This window comes from Rhodanobacter sp. K2T2, from assembly GCF_013408815.1.
Lineage (GTDB): Bacteria > Pseudomonadota > Gammaproteobacteria > Xanthomonadales > Rhodanobacteraceae > Rhodanobacter.
Map to the genome: position 1 here is coordinate 1 of NZ_JACCCA010000013.1, position 13,255 is coordinate 13,255.

Genomic DNA, 13,255 nt, shown 5'->3' on the forward strand with positions numbered 1-13,255 from the left:
GATCAACCACTTGCAACCGATTCCTCGTGTTGCGTCTAAGACGTTTCGTCCTAGGTGAGCCGCCCATTCTATATCGTTTTTTGTGGCCGTCAACACCTTCATTTCACTTTTTCGAAGATGCCGCGACTCGTCAAAAACTGCGTGGACGACTCCGGGCCGCGCATCATACGAGCTACAGAAAAAAGCACAAGCACTAATTTGAAAATCGGCGCGCCATCGTCATTCGCCGGCCGATTTTCAAGCTACGATGAGCCGCACGCGGGCGAAGTTGCGCTTGCCGACCTGCAGCACGCCTTCGAACCCCGCGCTGAAAACGCGCTGCGCATCCTCGACAACTTCGGTATCGATGCGGACGGCCCGCTCCTTCAACTTGCGGCTTGCCTCTGAATTGCTGGCAGTGATGCCCGCGGCGGTAAGCAAGGCGGCGAGCCGGATGCCTTCGGCGGGAACGGCGATGTCGCTCAACGGAAGCAAGGACGTATCTCCTTCACCGCGCACCACGGCATGCCAGCCGGCAATGGCCTGGTCGGCGGCGGCCGCATCGTGGAAGCGCGTGACCAGTTCGCGCGCCAGGCGCAGCTTGGTATCGCGAGGATTGAGCGAACCGTCCGCGATCGCGCGTTTCATCTGCGCCAGTTCGTCCATGGATACGTCAAAGCTCAGCAGCTCGAACCAGCGCCACATCAGTTCGTCGCCGATCTTCATGGTCTTGGTGACCATATCGATCGCCGGCTCGTTGATGCCAATGTAATTGCCGAGCGACTTGGACATCTTGTTGACGCCGTCCAGCCCCTCCAGCAGCGGCATAGTCAGCACGATCTGCGGCGGCTGGCCGTGATGCTCCTGCAGCGCACGCCCCATCAGCAGATTGAATTTCTGATCCGTACCACCGAGTTCGACGTCGCACTTCAATGCCACCGAGTCGTAACCCTGTACCAGCGGATAGAGGAACTCGTGAATAGCTATCGGCTGCTGCGCCGCATAGCGCTTGGCGAAGTCGTCGCGCTCCAGCATGCGCGCCACCGTGTGCTGCGCCGCAAGCTTGATCAGATCGGCCGCCGACATCTGACCGAACCACTCAGAATTGAAGCGCAGTTCGGTGCGCTCCTTGTCCAATACCTTGTAGACCTGGCTGGCATAGGTCTCGGCATTGGCCAGCACATCCTCGCGGGTGAGCGGCTTGCGGGTAACGTTCTTGCCGGTGGGATCACCGATCATGCCGGTGAAGTCGCCGATCAGGAAAATCACCTGATGCCCCAGATCCTGAAACTGGCGCATCTTGTTGAGCAATACAGTGTGACCCAAGTGCAGATCGGGCGCGGTCGGGTCGAAGCCCGCCTTGATACGCAGCGGCCGGCCGCTTTTCAGGCGCTCGATCAGCTCCTCGCGCTTGATGATTTCGTCGGCGCCTCGGGTGATCGTGGCCAACGCCTGCTCAAGCTCGTTCATTCGTGTTTCCCTCAGATCGCAAGTGGAGGACTGACGGTCGACGTAAACCGACTGCGCCAAAACGTTAATTGTGCGTTAATCGAAAATATCGCGCAAACCCTTGATGCAAAAGGACGTTGACGCTGTTTAGACGCGGCCGCTATGGTACGACCTGTTTGTGAACGTATTTGCGGGGCGTGTCGAAATGGCGGAAGAGAAGCAGGGAGCGCGCAAAGCGCGCAAACAGGCCATTTGCCGCAAAGCGCAGCAGCAACACTCGCATTTTTACGAGCGTTTCGCCCACTGGTCGTTTCACCAGTCGGATATCGTTGAACCTATCCACTGGCATCGCGAGCGCTGGGTGCTTGCCGGTATGGCGATGCTGATTACGCTGCTGTCCGGTTTCATCATGCCGGCATGGGCGAGCGCGATGCGACCCGCGGCGGTGCCCGAAGCGCATACGGTTCTGAAGCTGGCTTTGCCCAAAGTCGCCGAGGTCAGCGCACCGGCGCCTGCCGTGGACGACTGGCAGGTTGTGCGCGTGCAGCCGGGGCAGACCCTTTCGGACATCTTTACCGGCCGCGGCCTGAGCATGACCGATCTACAGAAGGTCGTGGATGCGTCCGGCCCGGCCAAGACGGCACTGCACCACATCCATCCGGGCGAAGAATTCGATTTTCTATTGGGTAGCAATCACGTCCTCAAAGGCCTGCGCTTCGATCAGGACGACGCCAACCGCGCCACGATCCGTCTCGACGGCGACCAGCCGACGGTCAGTATCCAGCCTCGCGACATGGACATGCGCGAACAGGTGGCCCATGGCGTCATTCACAGCAGTCTTTACGCCGCCGGCGATCAGGCCGGCCTCGACGCCGCCATGGTCGGCAAGCTGGCCGACCTGTTCAAGTACGACGTCGATTTCGTACAGGACCTGCGCGAGGGCGACAGCTTCACGGTGATTTACGATGACGTCTATCGCGACGGTGTCCGTTATGGCGAAGGCAATATCGTCGCGGCGGAATTCATCAATCAGGGCCAGCGCTATACCGCCTACCGCTTCAAGAAGGCTGGTGGCGACTATGGCTGGTTCAGCGAAGACGGCCGGCCGATCCAGAAATCGTTTCTGCGTATCCCGGTGGATTTCACCCGCATCTCGTCGACGTTCAGCTCGGCGCGGCTGCATCCCGTGCTCGGCCTGATGCGCGCGCACAAGGGCGTGGATTACGCGGCACCGACCGGTACGCCGATCCACGCCGCCGGCGATGGCGTGATCAAGTTCAAAGGATGGATGAACGGCTACGGCAATTTCGTCATCATCCAGCACAGCGGCACCATCAGCACCGCCTATGGCCACATGTCGCGCTTCGGCAGCGAGCGCCTCGGCCAGCACGTCACCCAGGGGCAGGTCATCGGCTTTGTCGGCATGACCGGTCTGGCTACCGGGCCGCACCTGCATTACGAGTTCCGGGTCAATGGCACGCAACGCAATCCGCAGACCGTGACCTTGCCGAAGCCGGAGCTTTTGCCGGCCGCGCAATTGGCAAAATTCAAATCGCAGGTGGTGCAGCCGCAGTTGGCGCGTCTGACCGAGCTTGACGCACGCATCAAGCTTGCCAAGACCAACGCTCCTGCCAACAACGACAACTGATTGCGGCGGCGGCGTGACTGACGATTCGGCGCTCTATCTCGGGATGATTTCCGGCACCAGCGCGGACAGCATCGATGCGGCGCTGGTCAGCTTTGCAGACGGCGCGCCGCAAGTTAAGGCCACGTACGCTTACCCCTGGCCACCCGTGCTTCGGGAACGAATGCTCGCCCTCATGCAGGACGAGGTCGCGCTCGATCTCGATGCATTTGGACGTCTGGACGTCGAAATCGGGCGCTGCTTTGCCGAAGCCGCACTGCGGCTGTTGGAACAAAGCGGCACGCCGGCAACATCGGTGCGCGCCATCGGCTCTCACGGCCAGACCGTGCGCCATCGGCCGACCGGCGACCATCCATTCACTCTGCAACTGGGCGATGCCAGCGTGATTGCGGAGCGTTGCCGCATCGATGTGGTTGCGGATTTTCGCCGTGCCGATGTTGCGGCCGGCGGGCAGGGCGCACCGCTGTTGCCGGCGCTGCACGCCATGCTGCTGGCGCACGACGGTCACAGCCGCGTGGTACTGAATCTGGGCGGGATTGCCAACATCACCGTACTGAACGCCGACGGCACCGTACTGGGTTTCGATACCGGGCCGGCGAACGGACTGCTCGACGCATGGTGCCTACGTCATCGCGGCGAATCCTTTGACCGCGACGGTGCGTTCGCTGCCAGCGGCACCGTCGATAACTCGCTGCTCGATGCACTACTGGCCGACCCTTATTTCGCGCTGGCGCCGCCCAAGAGCACGGGGCGCGAACATTTCCATCTCGGCTGGCTGGCGGCGCATCCACACCTCGCCAACCTCAGCCCTGCCGACGTGCAGGCCACCTTGCTGGAGCTGACGGCGCGCAGCGTCTCCGAAGCCATCGCGCAGCAAACACCACCGATGGCAGATGTCCTAGTCTGCGGTGGCGGCACGCACAATCAACGGCTGATGCAGAGGCTGGCCGAACGGCTCGCGCCGCGCATGGTCAGCAGCACGGCAACACACGGCATCGACCCGGATTTTCTGGAAGCCACCGCTTTTGCGTGGCTGGCGCGTCAGCGGTTGCTGAGGCGGCCAGGCAATCTGCCGGCCGCCACCGGTGCGCGCGGACCTCGCGTACTCGGCGCGATTTACTCGGCCCCTGCCGCCGATGCGTCGGCATGACGAAACCACGGCCATAGATAGAAGAACAACAGCGTGGCCGGAATGATCGACAGCACGGTGATCACGAAATATTCGCCGTAGCCGGTCGCCGCCGCGATCCCGCCGGCAAAGAAGCCGAGAACCTTGCCCGGCAGATTCACCATCGAACTGAGCAGCGCGTACTGGGTAGCTGTGTGTTCGCGATTGACCAGTGACGAAAGAAACGCCACCGTCGGCGGGCCCAGCATGCCGAGCGTGAGGTTCTCGCCGGAAATCACCATCGTCAGCACGAGCAGGTTGCCCGGGTGCGCGATCAGCGCCAGATAAAGCAGATTGCTGCAGCCACACAGCACAACGGTGACGCCCAGCGATCGCCAAGCGCCCCAGCGCGCTACCGCGGCACCGCCAAGAAAGACGCCGACGATGCCAATCCAGATACCGTAAATCTTGGTGATGCTGCCGATCTCGGTCTTGGAGAATCCCATGTCACGATAGAAAGGGCTCATCACGCCGCCGATCGTGGCCTGCTCGGGAATCTTGAACAGCAGGATAAACAGCAGCGTCACGCCGGCTATATGCCAGCCATAACGACGAAAGAAATCCGCAAAGGGATCGACCACGCTCTCGCGCATCGCAACGCGCCAACCACGTGGAGCGATGAAGTGCACGTCGGGCTCCCGTGCCGCCAGAGTGGCAGCGATCGGCACGCCCATGGCAATAGCCATCACCAGATATACCCAGCTCCACGCTATATGGTCGGCAAGAATCAATGCGAGCGCCCCGGCCAAGATCAACGCAATGCGATAGCCCAGCGAATACGTGGCGACCAGCGCACCCTGTGCATCGACCGGTGCAATCTCGATACGATAGGCGTCGACCGCAATGTCCTGCGTGGCGCCAAAGAACGCCACGATCAACGTCGCCGCGACAAAGGGCACCAACTGCACGGGTGTCAGCACGGCCATCGCCAGCAAACCGGCCACCACGCCGAGCTGCGCAAACAGCAGCCAACCGCGCCGCCGACCGAGGCGCGAAAAACCGGGGATGCGCCAGTGGTCGAGCAGCGGCGCCCAAAGAAATTTCAGCGCATAGGTCATGCCTGCGCTCGCGATCATCGTGATGTCTTTCAGCAAAATGCCGTTTTCTTTCAGCCAGTACGCCAAGGTTCCGGCCACGAGCAGAAATGGCAAGCCCGACGAAAACCCGAACAACAGCATGGTCCATGCCGCCGGCTGCGCAAAGGATTTCCAGAGCGATGGCCTGGCGCTCCTTGCGGCCTGTACCGACCGATTTGGGCCGACCGCCTCAGTCGGCATAGTCGACGATATAAGGCGCGTGATCGGAGAAGCGCTGATCGCGATAGACCGAACAGTCCCTCAGTCGATCCTTTAACGAGGGCGTGATTACTTGATAGTCGATGCGCCAACCCACGTTGTTGGCGCGCGCCTGACCGCGGTTGGACCACCAGGTGTACTCCACCGCATCGGGCTTGAGCGCGCGGAAGCTGTCGACCCAGCCGCGCTGCTGGAAGAGCAGATCCAGCCATGCGCGCTCTTCCGGCAGGCAGCCTGAGTTCTTCTGATTCGAACTCCAGTTTTTGATATCGTTTTTCGTGTGCACGATGTTCCAGTCGCCACAGATCACGTAGTCGCGGCCACTCTTCAGCCAGCCGTCGAGAATCGGCGTAAACCAGTCCATGGCCTTGAACTTGAACTGCTGGCGCTCATCGCCGGACGATCCAGAAGGGAAGTACAACGACACCACCGAGAGGTTGCCGAAGCGCGCCTCGATGTAGCGGCCTTCATTGTCGAATTCGTCCCAGCCGAGCTCGGTGAGCACCTGATCGGGCTCGCGCTTGGCATAGATGGCGACGCCGCTATAGCCCTTTTTGCTCGTCGCATCGCGATAAAAACAGTGGTGTCCATCGGGACGAAACATCGGGTCGCCGAGCTGATCCTCCTGCGCCTTGGTCTCCTGCAGGCAGACCACGTCCGCATCCTGCGTACGCAGCCAGTCGAATACGCCCTTGGTCGCGGCCGAACGGATGCCATTGGCATTGAGGCTGATGATGCGCATGAAGTTTTCCAGCAAGTGATGCGCGATCATAACAACCTCGGCGGGCGTCACGGACTGTGAGCGGCGTTACCATGGTCGACGTCGCGCCGCGTAGCGTCGAGTAACCGCCGACACGGCCGAATCTTTTCTCTTTCACGTCATTGCAAGCGAGGCGACCTGTGCACGATTACCAGCGCGACTTCATCGAACTCACCCTCGGCCGCGACGTGCTGCGCTTCGGCGAGTTCACCCTGAAATCGGGGCGTCTGAGCCCCTACTTTTTCAACATGGGCCGGATCGATTCCGGTGCCGCGCTGGCGCAGCTCGGTCGCGCCTATGCCGCCGCCGTGGTGGATTCCGGCATCCAGGTCGACATGCTGTTCGGCCCTGCATACAAGGGCATCGCGCTGGCGGCGTCCACGGCCATCGCGCTGGCCGACCAGCATCAGCGCGACCTGCCCTGGGCCTACAACCGCAAAGAGGCAAAGGATCACGGTGAAGGCGGCACGCTGGTTGGCGCGCCGCTGAAAGGCCGCGTACTGATTGTCGACGATGTCATGACCGCGGGCACCGCCGTGCGCGAATCGCTGGCCTTGATTCAGGCGCAAGGCGCCACCGCGGCGGGTGTGCTGATCGCACTGGATCGGCAGGAGCGCGGGCAGGGCGAACGTTCCGCCGCGCAGGAAGTGGCGGCGGATTACGGCATACCCGTCATCGCCATCACCAGCCTCGACGACGTGCTGGCCTATGCCGGCGAGCGACCACAGCTCGCCGACGACCACCGTCGCCTGCTGGCCTACCGCGAACGCTACGGCGTTCAGCGCTGAACACCCTGAGGCAACCGACGATTTTGCCGACGTGGAGAGCTGGTATCGCGATAGCGACGGTTATACTGACGCCAACAGGGGAGAGTCCATGCACAAGCGCTTATTGATCTTCACCGCCGTCACGCTGTTTACCAGCACGGCGATCGTCGCTCAGACGCCCTCGACCGGCAGCGGCCTGCGCTACAAGTGGCACGATGCCCAGGGTAAGGTCCACTTCAGCGACAGCCTCAATGCTGAAGCGATGAAATATGGCTACGACGCGGTGAACGATCAGGGCCTGGTGATTCAGCACGTCACCCGCCAGCTCACGCCGGAAGAGCGTGCCGCCGCCAGCCAACTGGCCATCGAGCAGGCGAAAAAGCAGCGTATCGAGCAGGACCGCATTAACGCCGATGCGCAGATGCTGGAGGCGTACCCGGACGAGAACATGTACAAGATCTCGCAACAGCAGGCGCTCGATACGCTGGACCAGCAGATCCACACCACCCAGCTCAACCTGAAGACGCAGGAAAAAGCGCTGACCGATCTGCTCGGCCGCGCGGCGGAAATCGAACGCACGCAGAAGACGGTGCCGAAGTTCATGAATGACAGCATCGCCAGCCAGCGGGCGGTGGTTACCGGTCAGCAGAACACCCTGCAGCGCCAGCAGGCTGCGCGTGCACAGATGCTGCAGAACCAAGCCGCGCAACTGGCTCACTACCGCGAGATCAAGGCGGCGCAGGCAAAGCCGGCGCAGTGAGCTGGTGCCCCGGACAACTCGCCGGATCGATCACCTCATACATAAAAAAGGCCAGCGATGCTGGCCTTTTTTCTTGGTTCGGCGTAGCAAAGGCTCCTCGCTCAGAACGGCATATTCAGCGTGAAGTCGACCGCCAGCAGTTGCTTGCGGAAAACCTGCTGGATGCGCTTTAGCGCCAGCGCATCGTCGGCTTCGAAGCGCAATACCAGCACCGGCGTGGTGTTGGACGCGCGTACCAGCCCCCACCCATCGGGCCAGTCCGCCCGCAGACCGTCGATGGTGATCAGCGTGGCGTCGCCAAAGCTGGCCTGCTGACGAAACTTATCCATGAAGGTGTAGTGCTCGCCCTCGGCCAGCTCGATCTTCAACTCGGGCGTGGAGACGCTCTTGGGCAGCGTGGCGAAAATCTCTTCCGGCGAGCGCCCCTGCATGTCGCCACCAAGAATTTCCATCAGCCGCGCGGCGGCGTATATGCCGTCGTCGAAACCGTACCAGCGCTCTTTGAAGAAAAAGTGGCCGCTCATCTCACCGGCCAGCTCCGCCCCGGTTTCGCGCATCTTCGACTTGATCAGCGAGTGACCGGTGCGCCACATCAGCGGGCTGCCGCCGGCGTCGAGAATCTGACCTTTCAGATGGCCCGTGCATTTGACGTCGTAGATGACGGTGGCGCCGGGCTGACGCGACAGCACATCGCGCGCGAACAGCATCAGCAGGCGGTCGGGAAAGATGATTTCGCCCGAGCGCGTGACTACACCCAGGCGATCGCCATCGCCGTCGAAGGCGATACCCAGATCCGCACCGGTGCTTTTGACCGAGACGATCAGGTCTTCCAGATTGTGCGGATCGGACGGGTCGGGATGATGGTTGGGGAAGGTGCCGTCGACCTCGCAGTACAGCGGAATCACCTCGCAGCCGACGCCCTCCAGCACCTGCGGCGCCAGCGCTCCGGGAATCCCGTTGCCGCAGTCGACTACGATCTTGAGCAGACGCTCGGCCTGCACGTCGCCGACGATTTTCTCGATGTAATCGGAGGCGACGTCGACCTGGCGCAGCGCGCCCTGGCCATCGCTTTTCAGCGCGCCGGTGGCGATGCGCTGGTAAAGATTCTGGATAGCGTCCTCCGCCAGGGTTTCGCCACCGACCACGATCTTGAAACCGTTGTAGTCTGGCGGATTGTGACTACCGGTCACCGCAACGCCGCAGCCGGTGTTGTAGCGGAAGGCCGCGAAATAGACCACCGGCGTCGGCACCGCCCCGAGGTCGATCACATCGATGCCGGCCGCGCGCAGACCGTCGCACAGCGCACCTGCCAGCTCCGGCCCCGACAAGCGACCGTCGCGGCCAACCACGATTTCGCGCAGGCCTTGCTCGCTCATCAGCGTGCCGATCGACTGGCCGAGCGCATGGGCGACTTCCGCGTTCAAGGTTTTTCCCACCACGCCGCGTACGTCGTAAGCGCGAAAAATACTCGGGTCAAGCTTGACCGTCGGCACGCTGGGCAATGCAGGAGAAGAAGCCGCTGCTGCGTCGCTCGGCGGACTGATTCGCCGGATTCTTTCAGGCACAGGGACATCCTCGGGTTCATCAACGATCAATGGTGCCGTTGGCCGCAGGCGCAGGCGCAACAGGAAAAACGCACCGCCGACGCCGAGCAGGGTGAGTAGCGCGGCCAATGGCCAGACGTGCGGAAGAACAATAAAGGCGTCCGGCAACGCCGCGTTGACGCTGAACGCGCTGCCGGGCACCGGCTTGGCCGACACTTCCGCCACTGCCGAAGCCGCACCGTGTGAAGAAAGGCTCATCTCGCCGTGCTCGTCGTCCTGGCGCAGCTCGAGCCTACCGCCGGCCGGCGATACCGAATCGAACAGCTGCTGCAGCGGCGCAAACGGCAGCTCGACCCACACCCAGGCGAGCGGATCCTGCGGCGCTCCCAGCGGCGTGATCAGGGTGAGATGCCGGTCGCCGTTGCCGGCAGCCACGCTTTGCACCGGCACAGTGCCATCGGCGCCTTTCGCGGCCATCAGCTGCGCCGCCTTGGCATAGCCGAAGTCGTGGTAATTCGCGTGCAGCACCTCGCTGAGATCGCCGCGGTAAAGCTCGACCTTCTTCGCCTGTGGCAACTGCAATTTCAGCGCATCCAGAGTCTTTGCCGGATCGGCCACTGCGGTAGCGGGATCGACGGAATGGACGGCCCTTTGCACCTTGCCACGCTGCGCGGCTATCTCGGCGGCCAGCACCCGCAGCGCCCGATCCTGCGCCGCGTGGACATGGTCGATCGAAGTGGATTCGTCGGCAATCAGATAGGTCTGCCACGCGCAAAACAGGCCCAGCAAAAGCAGCAACGTACCGCCGGCCAGCGGCAGCTGGCGCCGCCAGTCGACCGGCGACTGTCGCGCGCGAACCTTTGCCATGCTTAACGCCATAGTCCATCCCCGGGAGTTCTGGATGCGCGGCCTACCGGCACCGCGTCCAGCCCCATCCTAACGGATACCGGTCGAGCCGAAGCCACCGGCGCCGCGCTCGCTGGCGACAAATTCCGTCACGACGTTCAAGCGCGCCTGCGCTACCGGCACCAGCAGCAGCTGCGCGATGCGGTCGCCGACCTCAATGGTGTACGGCTGCGTGCCGCGGTTCCAGCAGGAAATCATCAGCGGGCCCTGATAGTCCGCATCGATCACGCCGACCAGATTGCCCATCACCAGCCCGTGCTTGTGACCCAGTCCCGAGCGCGGAACGATCAGCGCACACCAGCCCGGATCGCCGATATGGATCGCGATGCCGCTGGGCACCAGCACGCTGTCGCCGGGCGCCAGGGTCTGCGGTTGATCAAGCGCCGCGCGCAAATCCATACCGGCACTGCCGATGGTGGCCGTCTCCGGCAAGGGAATACTTTTGCCAAGACGCGCGTCCAGAATCTTCATCGCGACGTCGATCACCGGGCGACTCATCCGGCGCGGCTCGCGCGATAACGCTGCGCCACCTGGGCAATCAGCTGACGGGCCAGTTCCGGCTTGGCGACCCGCGGCAGATCGATCGATCCGTCGGCCCAATACACGCTCAACGCATTGTCGGCCGCCTCGAAACCCAGGCCTTCACCGACCTGATTGGCGGCAATCATGTCCAGCCCCTTGCGGCTGAGCTTCTGCTGCGCGTAGCTCGCCACATCGTGGGTTTCGGCGGCAAAGCCGACCAGAAACGGATGCGTCGGTTGCGCCGACAGGGTCGCAAGAATGTCCGGGTTTTCGCTGAGCTGCAGCGACAGGCCAGTGCCATCGCATTTCTTCAATTTGTGCACGGAAACCTCGTTCGGACGAAAGTCGCCAACGGCTGCTGCACCGATGTAGATATCCGACTGCTCCGCCGCCGAAAGCACTGCGGCATGCATCTGCGTCGCGCTGCGCACGTCGATGCGGCGCGCCACGCCGGCCGGTGTCGCCAGGCTCACCGGACCGGCGACCAGGGTCACCTGCGCACCGGCCAGCGCGGCCGCCTGCGCCACCGCAAAGCCCATGCGGCCGGAGCTACGGTTGCCGATGAAACGCACCGGATCGATATCTTCGTACGTGGGGCCGGCACTGACAACGACATGCAAACCGGCCAGCGAGCCGTCGCCAAACGACGCAGCCAGGGCGTCCCGCAATTCGTGCGCTTCGAGCATCCGCCCGTTGCCGACGTCGCCGCAGGCCTGGTCGCCCGAGGCGGGGCCGAGCACGTGTACGCCGCGCTGGCGCAATGTGTCGACATTCACCTGCACCGAAGCATGCGCCCACATCTGCTGATTCATCGCCGGCGCGACATACAGCGGCGCGGCGCTGGCCAGGCACAGGGTCGTGAGCAAATCGTCGGCCAGACCGTGCGCCAGCCGCGCGAGGATATCGGCGCTGGCCGGTGCAATCAGAATGCGCTCCGCCCAGCGCGCCAGCTCGATATGGCCCATCGCCGCTTCGGCCTGCGCATCCCACAGGCTCACGCGCACGCTTTGACCCGACAGCGCCTGGAAGGTGGTGGCGCTGACGAAATGCGTGGCGCTTTCGGTCATCACGACGCGCACGTCGGCGTCCAGGTCGCGCAGGCGGCGGACCAGTTCGCAGGACTTGTAAGCGGCGATGCCGCCTGACACTCCCAGCAAGATGCGGCGTTGGGCAAGACTCATGTAAGGCGGGCCTGACAATCGGGCAGACGCGTAGCTTACCGGATTCGTTTGTTTCAGCTGCTGTATCCGCCAGTCACCAGCCGGCATTGTCTTCGCATGAGCATACGAGACTGGCCCGAAGGCGAACGTCCCCGCGAAAAACTACTGGCCCGCGGCAGCGCGGCGCTGTCCGATGCCGAGCTGTTGGCCGTGCTTTTGGGCAGCGGCAGCCGCGGCAAGGACGCTATCGCGCTGGGTCGCGAACTGCTCGACAACGCCGGCAGTCTCGGCGCACTGCTGAGCCGCCCCGAGCGGCAGATCCGCGCGGGAGGACTGGGGCCAGTCAAGCGGGCGCGGATCGTCGCGGCTCTCGAACTGGCGCGGCGCAGTCTGGCCGAGGAATTGCTGCAGCGTCGGAGTCTGGGCAATCCGCGCGACAGCGGAGACTACCTGCGGGCCAAGCTGCGCCATCTGCCTTACGAGGTATTCGGCTGCCTATATCTGGACAACCGCCATCGCGTGCTGGCCTTCGAGGAGCTGTTCCGCGGCACAGTCGATAGCGCCAGCGTGCATCCGCGTGAGGTGGTACGCGCCTGCCTGCAGCACAACGCCTGCGCGGTGATTTTTGCGCACAACCACCCGTCGGGCGAGGCTGAGCCCAGCGCGGCCGATCATGCGATTACACACGAATTGCGTGACGCCCTGCGACTGGTGGGCGTGCGCGTGCTCGATCATCTGGTGATCGGCAGCGGTGATCCGATATCCATGGCGGCGCGCGGCCTACTCTAAGAGCCTGCCGACCCGGCTGCTGCGACCGTCTTTCAGCCCACAAAAAAGCGGCGTGGATCAACCACGCCGCGGCGCCGATTTGACTGTGGGAGAGAGCGGCGTCTCCGATGCCATGTCATGGAGGGGAGTCATGCCAGGCACCGTTGCATCTTGGCTATGCTGCATGACAACCGAATGACTTGCGCGTTTCGAAAGGAGTGCCGCATGTCGCCGAAACTTATACACAAAACGGTGAGAACAGTGCTTGCGAGACGGGTCATGCCGCATCATCGAGATAGATAATTTAAATATTTGAATTTATTGTTTTTTTTATCCAAATATGGCGCCAATGGCTGCCGAACTCCCAACATACCCAGCAGGCTCCAGGTTTTCCCCACAGACTTATCCACAGGCCCTATCGCGGCGGCGCATCACGCGGCTTGCTTGGTCCAACCCCAGGCGCCGCCCTGACTCAGCGGTATTTACTGCCTCCGGCGCAAACCGGTCTGTTAAGATCGGCGGTTCCATCCGC

11 protein-coding genes are annotated in these 13,255 nt (G+C 62.7%); 5 read left to right on the forward strand and 6 right to left on the reverse strand.

What is annotated here, in order from left to right; all coding sequences use genetic code 11:
- Positions 1-237: 237 nt before the first annotated feature.
- The gene (gene tyrS, locus HDE78_RS17785) at positions 238-1,449 is read right to left on the reverse strand and encodes a tyrosine--tRNA ligase (protein ID WP_179481982.1); all 1,212 of its coding nucleotides are present in this window, start codon (positions 1,447-1,449) and stop codon (positions 238-240) included.
- 184 nt (positions 1,450-1,633) lie between these two features.
- Between tyrS and HDE78_RS17790 the strand changes: the two genes are divergently transcribed.
- Complete coding sequence (locus HDE78_RS17790) at positions 1,634-3,076, forward strand: M23 family metallopeptidase (protein WP_179482140.1); 1,443 nt, start codon at positions 1,634-1,636, stop codon at positions 3,074-3,076.
- A 13-nt stretch (positions 3,077-3,089) separates the two neighbouring features.
- Positions 3,090-4,223: an anhydro-N-acetylmuramic acid kinase gene (locus HDE78_RS17795; protein WP_179481984.1), complete on the forward strand. Its 1,134-nt coding sequence runs from the start codon at positions 3,090-3,092 to the stop codon at positions 4,221-4,223.
- On the opposite strand, the gene HDE78_RS17800 is transcribed toward HDE78_RS17795, so the two are convergent.
- Together HDE78_RS17800 and HDE78_RS17805 are read right to left on the reverse strand one after the other, a co-directional pair.
- Positions 4,190-5,419 (reverse strand): MFS transporter, encoded by a 1,230-nt coding sequence (locus HDE78_RS17800; RefSeq protein ID WP_179481986.1) that lies wholly within the window; start codon positions 5,417-5,419, stop codon positions 4,190-4,192. The genes HDE78_RS17795 and HDE78_RS17800 overlap by 34 nt on opposite strands.
- Before the next feature lie 88 nt (positions 5,420-5,507).
- Positions 5,508-6,278 (reverse strand): exodeoxyribonuclease III, encoded by a 771-nt coding sequence (locus tag HDE78_RS17805; RefSeq protein ID WP_179482142.1) that lies wholly within the window; start codon positions 6,276-6,278, stop codon positions 5,508-5,510.
- Positions 6,279-6,436: 158 nt separating this feature from the next.
- On the opposite strand from HDE78_RS17805, the gene pyrE reads away from it, so the two are divergent.
- Positions 6,437-7,084: an orotate phosphoribosyltransferase gene (gene pyrE / locus HDE78_RS17810; RefSeq protein WP_179481988.1), complete on the forward strand. Its 648-nt coding sequence runs from the start codon at positions 6,437-6,439 to the stop codon at positions 7,082-7,084.
- Between the two features lie 88 nt (positions 7,085-7,172).
- Complete coding sequence (locus tag HDE78_RS17815; RefSeq protein WP_179481989.1) at positions 7,173-7,823, forward strand: DUF4124 domain-containing protein; 651 nt, start codon at positions 7,173-7,175, stop codon at positions 7,821-7,823.
- A gap of 101 nt (positions 7,824-7,924) precedes the next feature.
- Here HDE78_RS17815 and HDE78_RS17820 read toward each other — a convergent pair whose 3' ends face one another.
- The 3 genes from HDE78_RS17820 to coaBC are packed head-to-tail and all read right to left on the reverse strand — an operon-like array spanning position 7,925 to position 11,976.
- The gene (locus HDE78_RS17820; protein ID WP_179481991.1) at positions 7,925-10,246 is read right to left on the reverse strand and encodes a phosphomannomutase/phosphoglucomutase; all 2,322 of its coding nucleotides are present in this window, start codon (positions 10,244-10,246) and stop codon (positions 7,925-7,927) included.
- A gap of 57 nt (positions 10,247-10,303) precedes the next feature.
- Entirely contained in the window at positions 10,304-10,759 is a 456-nt protein-coding gene (dut, locus tag HDE78_RS17825; protein ID WP_179482144.1) for a dUTP diphosphatase, read from the reverse strand.
- A gap of 8 nt (positions 10,760-10,767) precedes the next feature.
- Positions 10,768-11,976: a bifunctional phosphopantothenoylcysteine decarboxylase/phosphopantothenate--cysteine ligase CoaBC gene (gene coaBC, locus HDE78_RS17830; RefSeq protein WP_179481993.1), complete on the reverse strand. Its 1,209-nt coding sequence runs from the start codon at positions 11,974-11,976 to the stop codon at positions 10,768-10,770.
- 96 nt (positions 11,977-12,072) lie between these two features.
- Between coaBC and radC the strand changes: the two genes are divergently transcribed.
- Positions 12,073-12,744, forward strand: a complete 672-nt coding sequence (radC, locus tag HDE78_RS17835; protein ID WP_179481995.1) for a DNA repair protein RadC — start codon at positions 12,073-12,075, stop codon at positions 12,742-12,744.
- Positions 12,745-13,255: the final 511 nt, after the last annotated feature.

Bases quoted from the DNA above. Each gene is read 5' to 3' on its own strand.
- tyrS (WP_179481982.1), bottom strand. From the start codon at position 1,449: ATGAACGAGCTTGAGCAGGCGTTGGCCACGATCACCCGAGGCGCCGAC.
- HDE78_RS17790 (WP_179482140.1), top strand. From the start codon at position 1,634: ATGGCGGAAGAGAAGCAGGGAGCGCGCAAAGCGCGCAAACAGGCCATT.
- HDE78_RS17800 (WP_179481986.1), bottom strand. From the start codon at position 5,419: ATGCTGTTGTTCGGGTTTTCGTCGGGCTTGCCATTTCTGCTCGTGGCC.
- HDE78_RS17805 (WP_179482142.1), bottom strand. From the start codon at position 6,278: ATGCGCATCATCAGCCTCAATGCCAATGGCATCCGTTCGGCCGCGACC.
- HDE78_RS17815 (WP_179481989.1), top strand. From the start codon at position 7,173: ATGCACAAGCGCTTATTGATCTTCACCGCCGTCACGCTGTTTACCAGC.
- HDE78_RS17820 (WP_179481991.1), bottom strand. From the start codon at position 10,246: ATGGCGTTAAGCATGGCAAAGGTTCGCGCGCGACAGTCGCCGGTCGAC.
- coaBC (WP_179481993.1), bottom strand. From the start codon at position 11,976: ATGAGTCTTGCCCAACGCCGCATCTTGCTGGGAGTGTCAGGCGGCATC.
- radC (WP_179481995.1), top strand. From the start codon at position 12,073: ATGAGCATACGAGACTGGCCCGAAGGCGAACGTCCCCGCGAAAAACTA.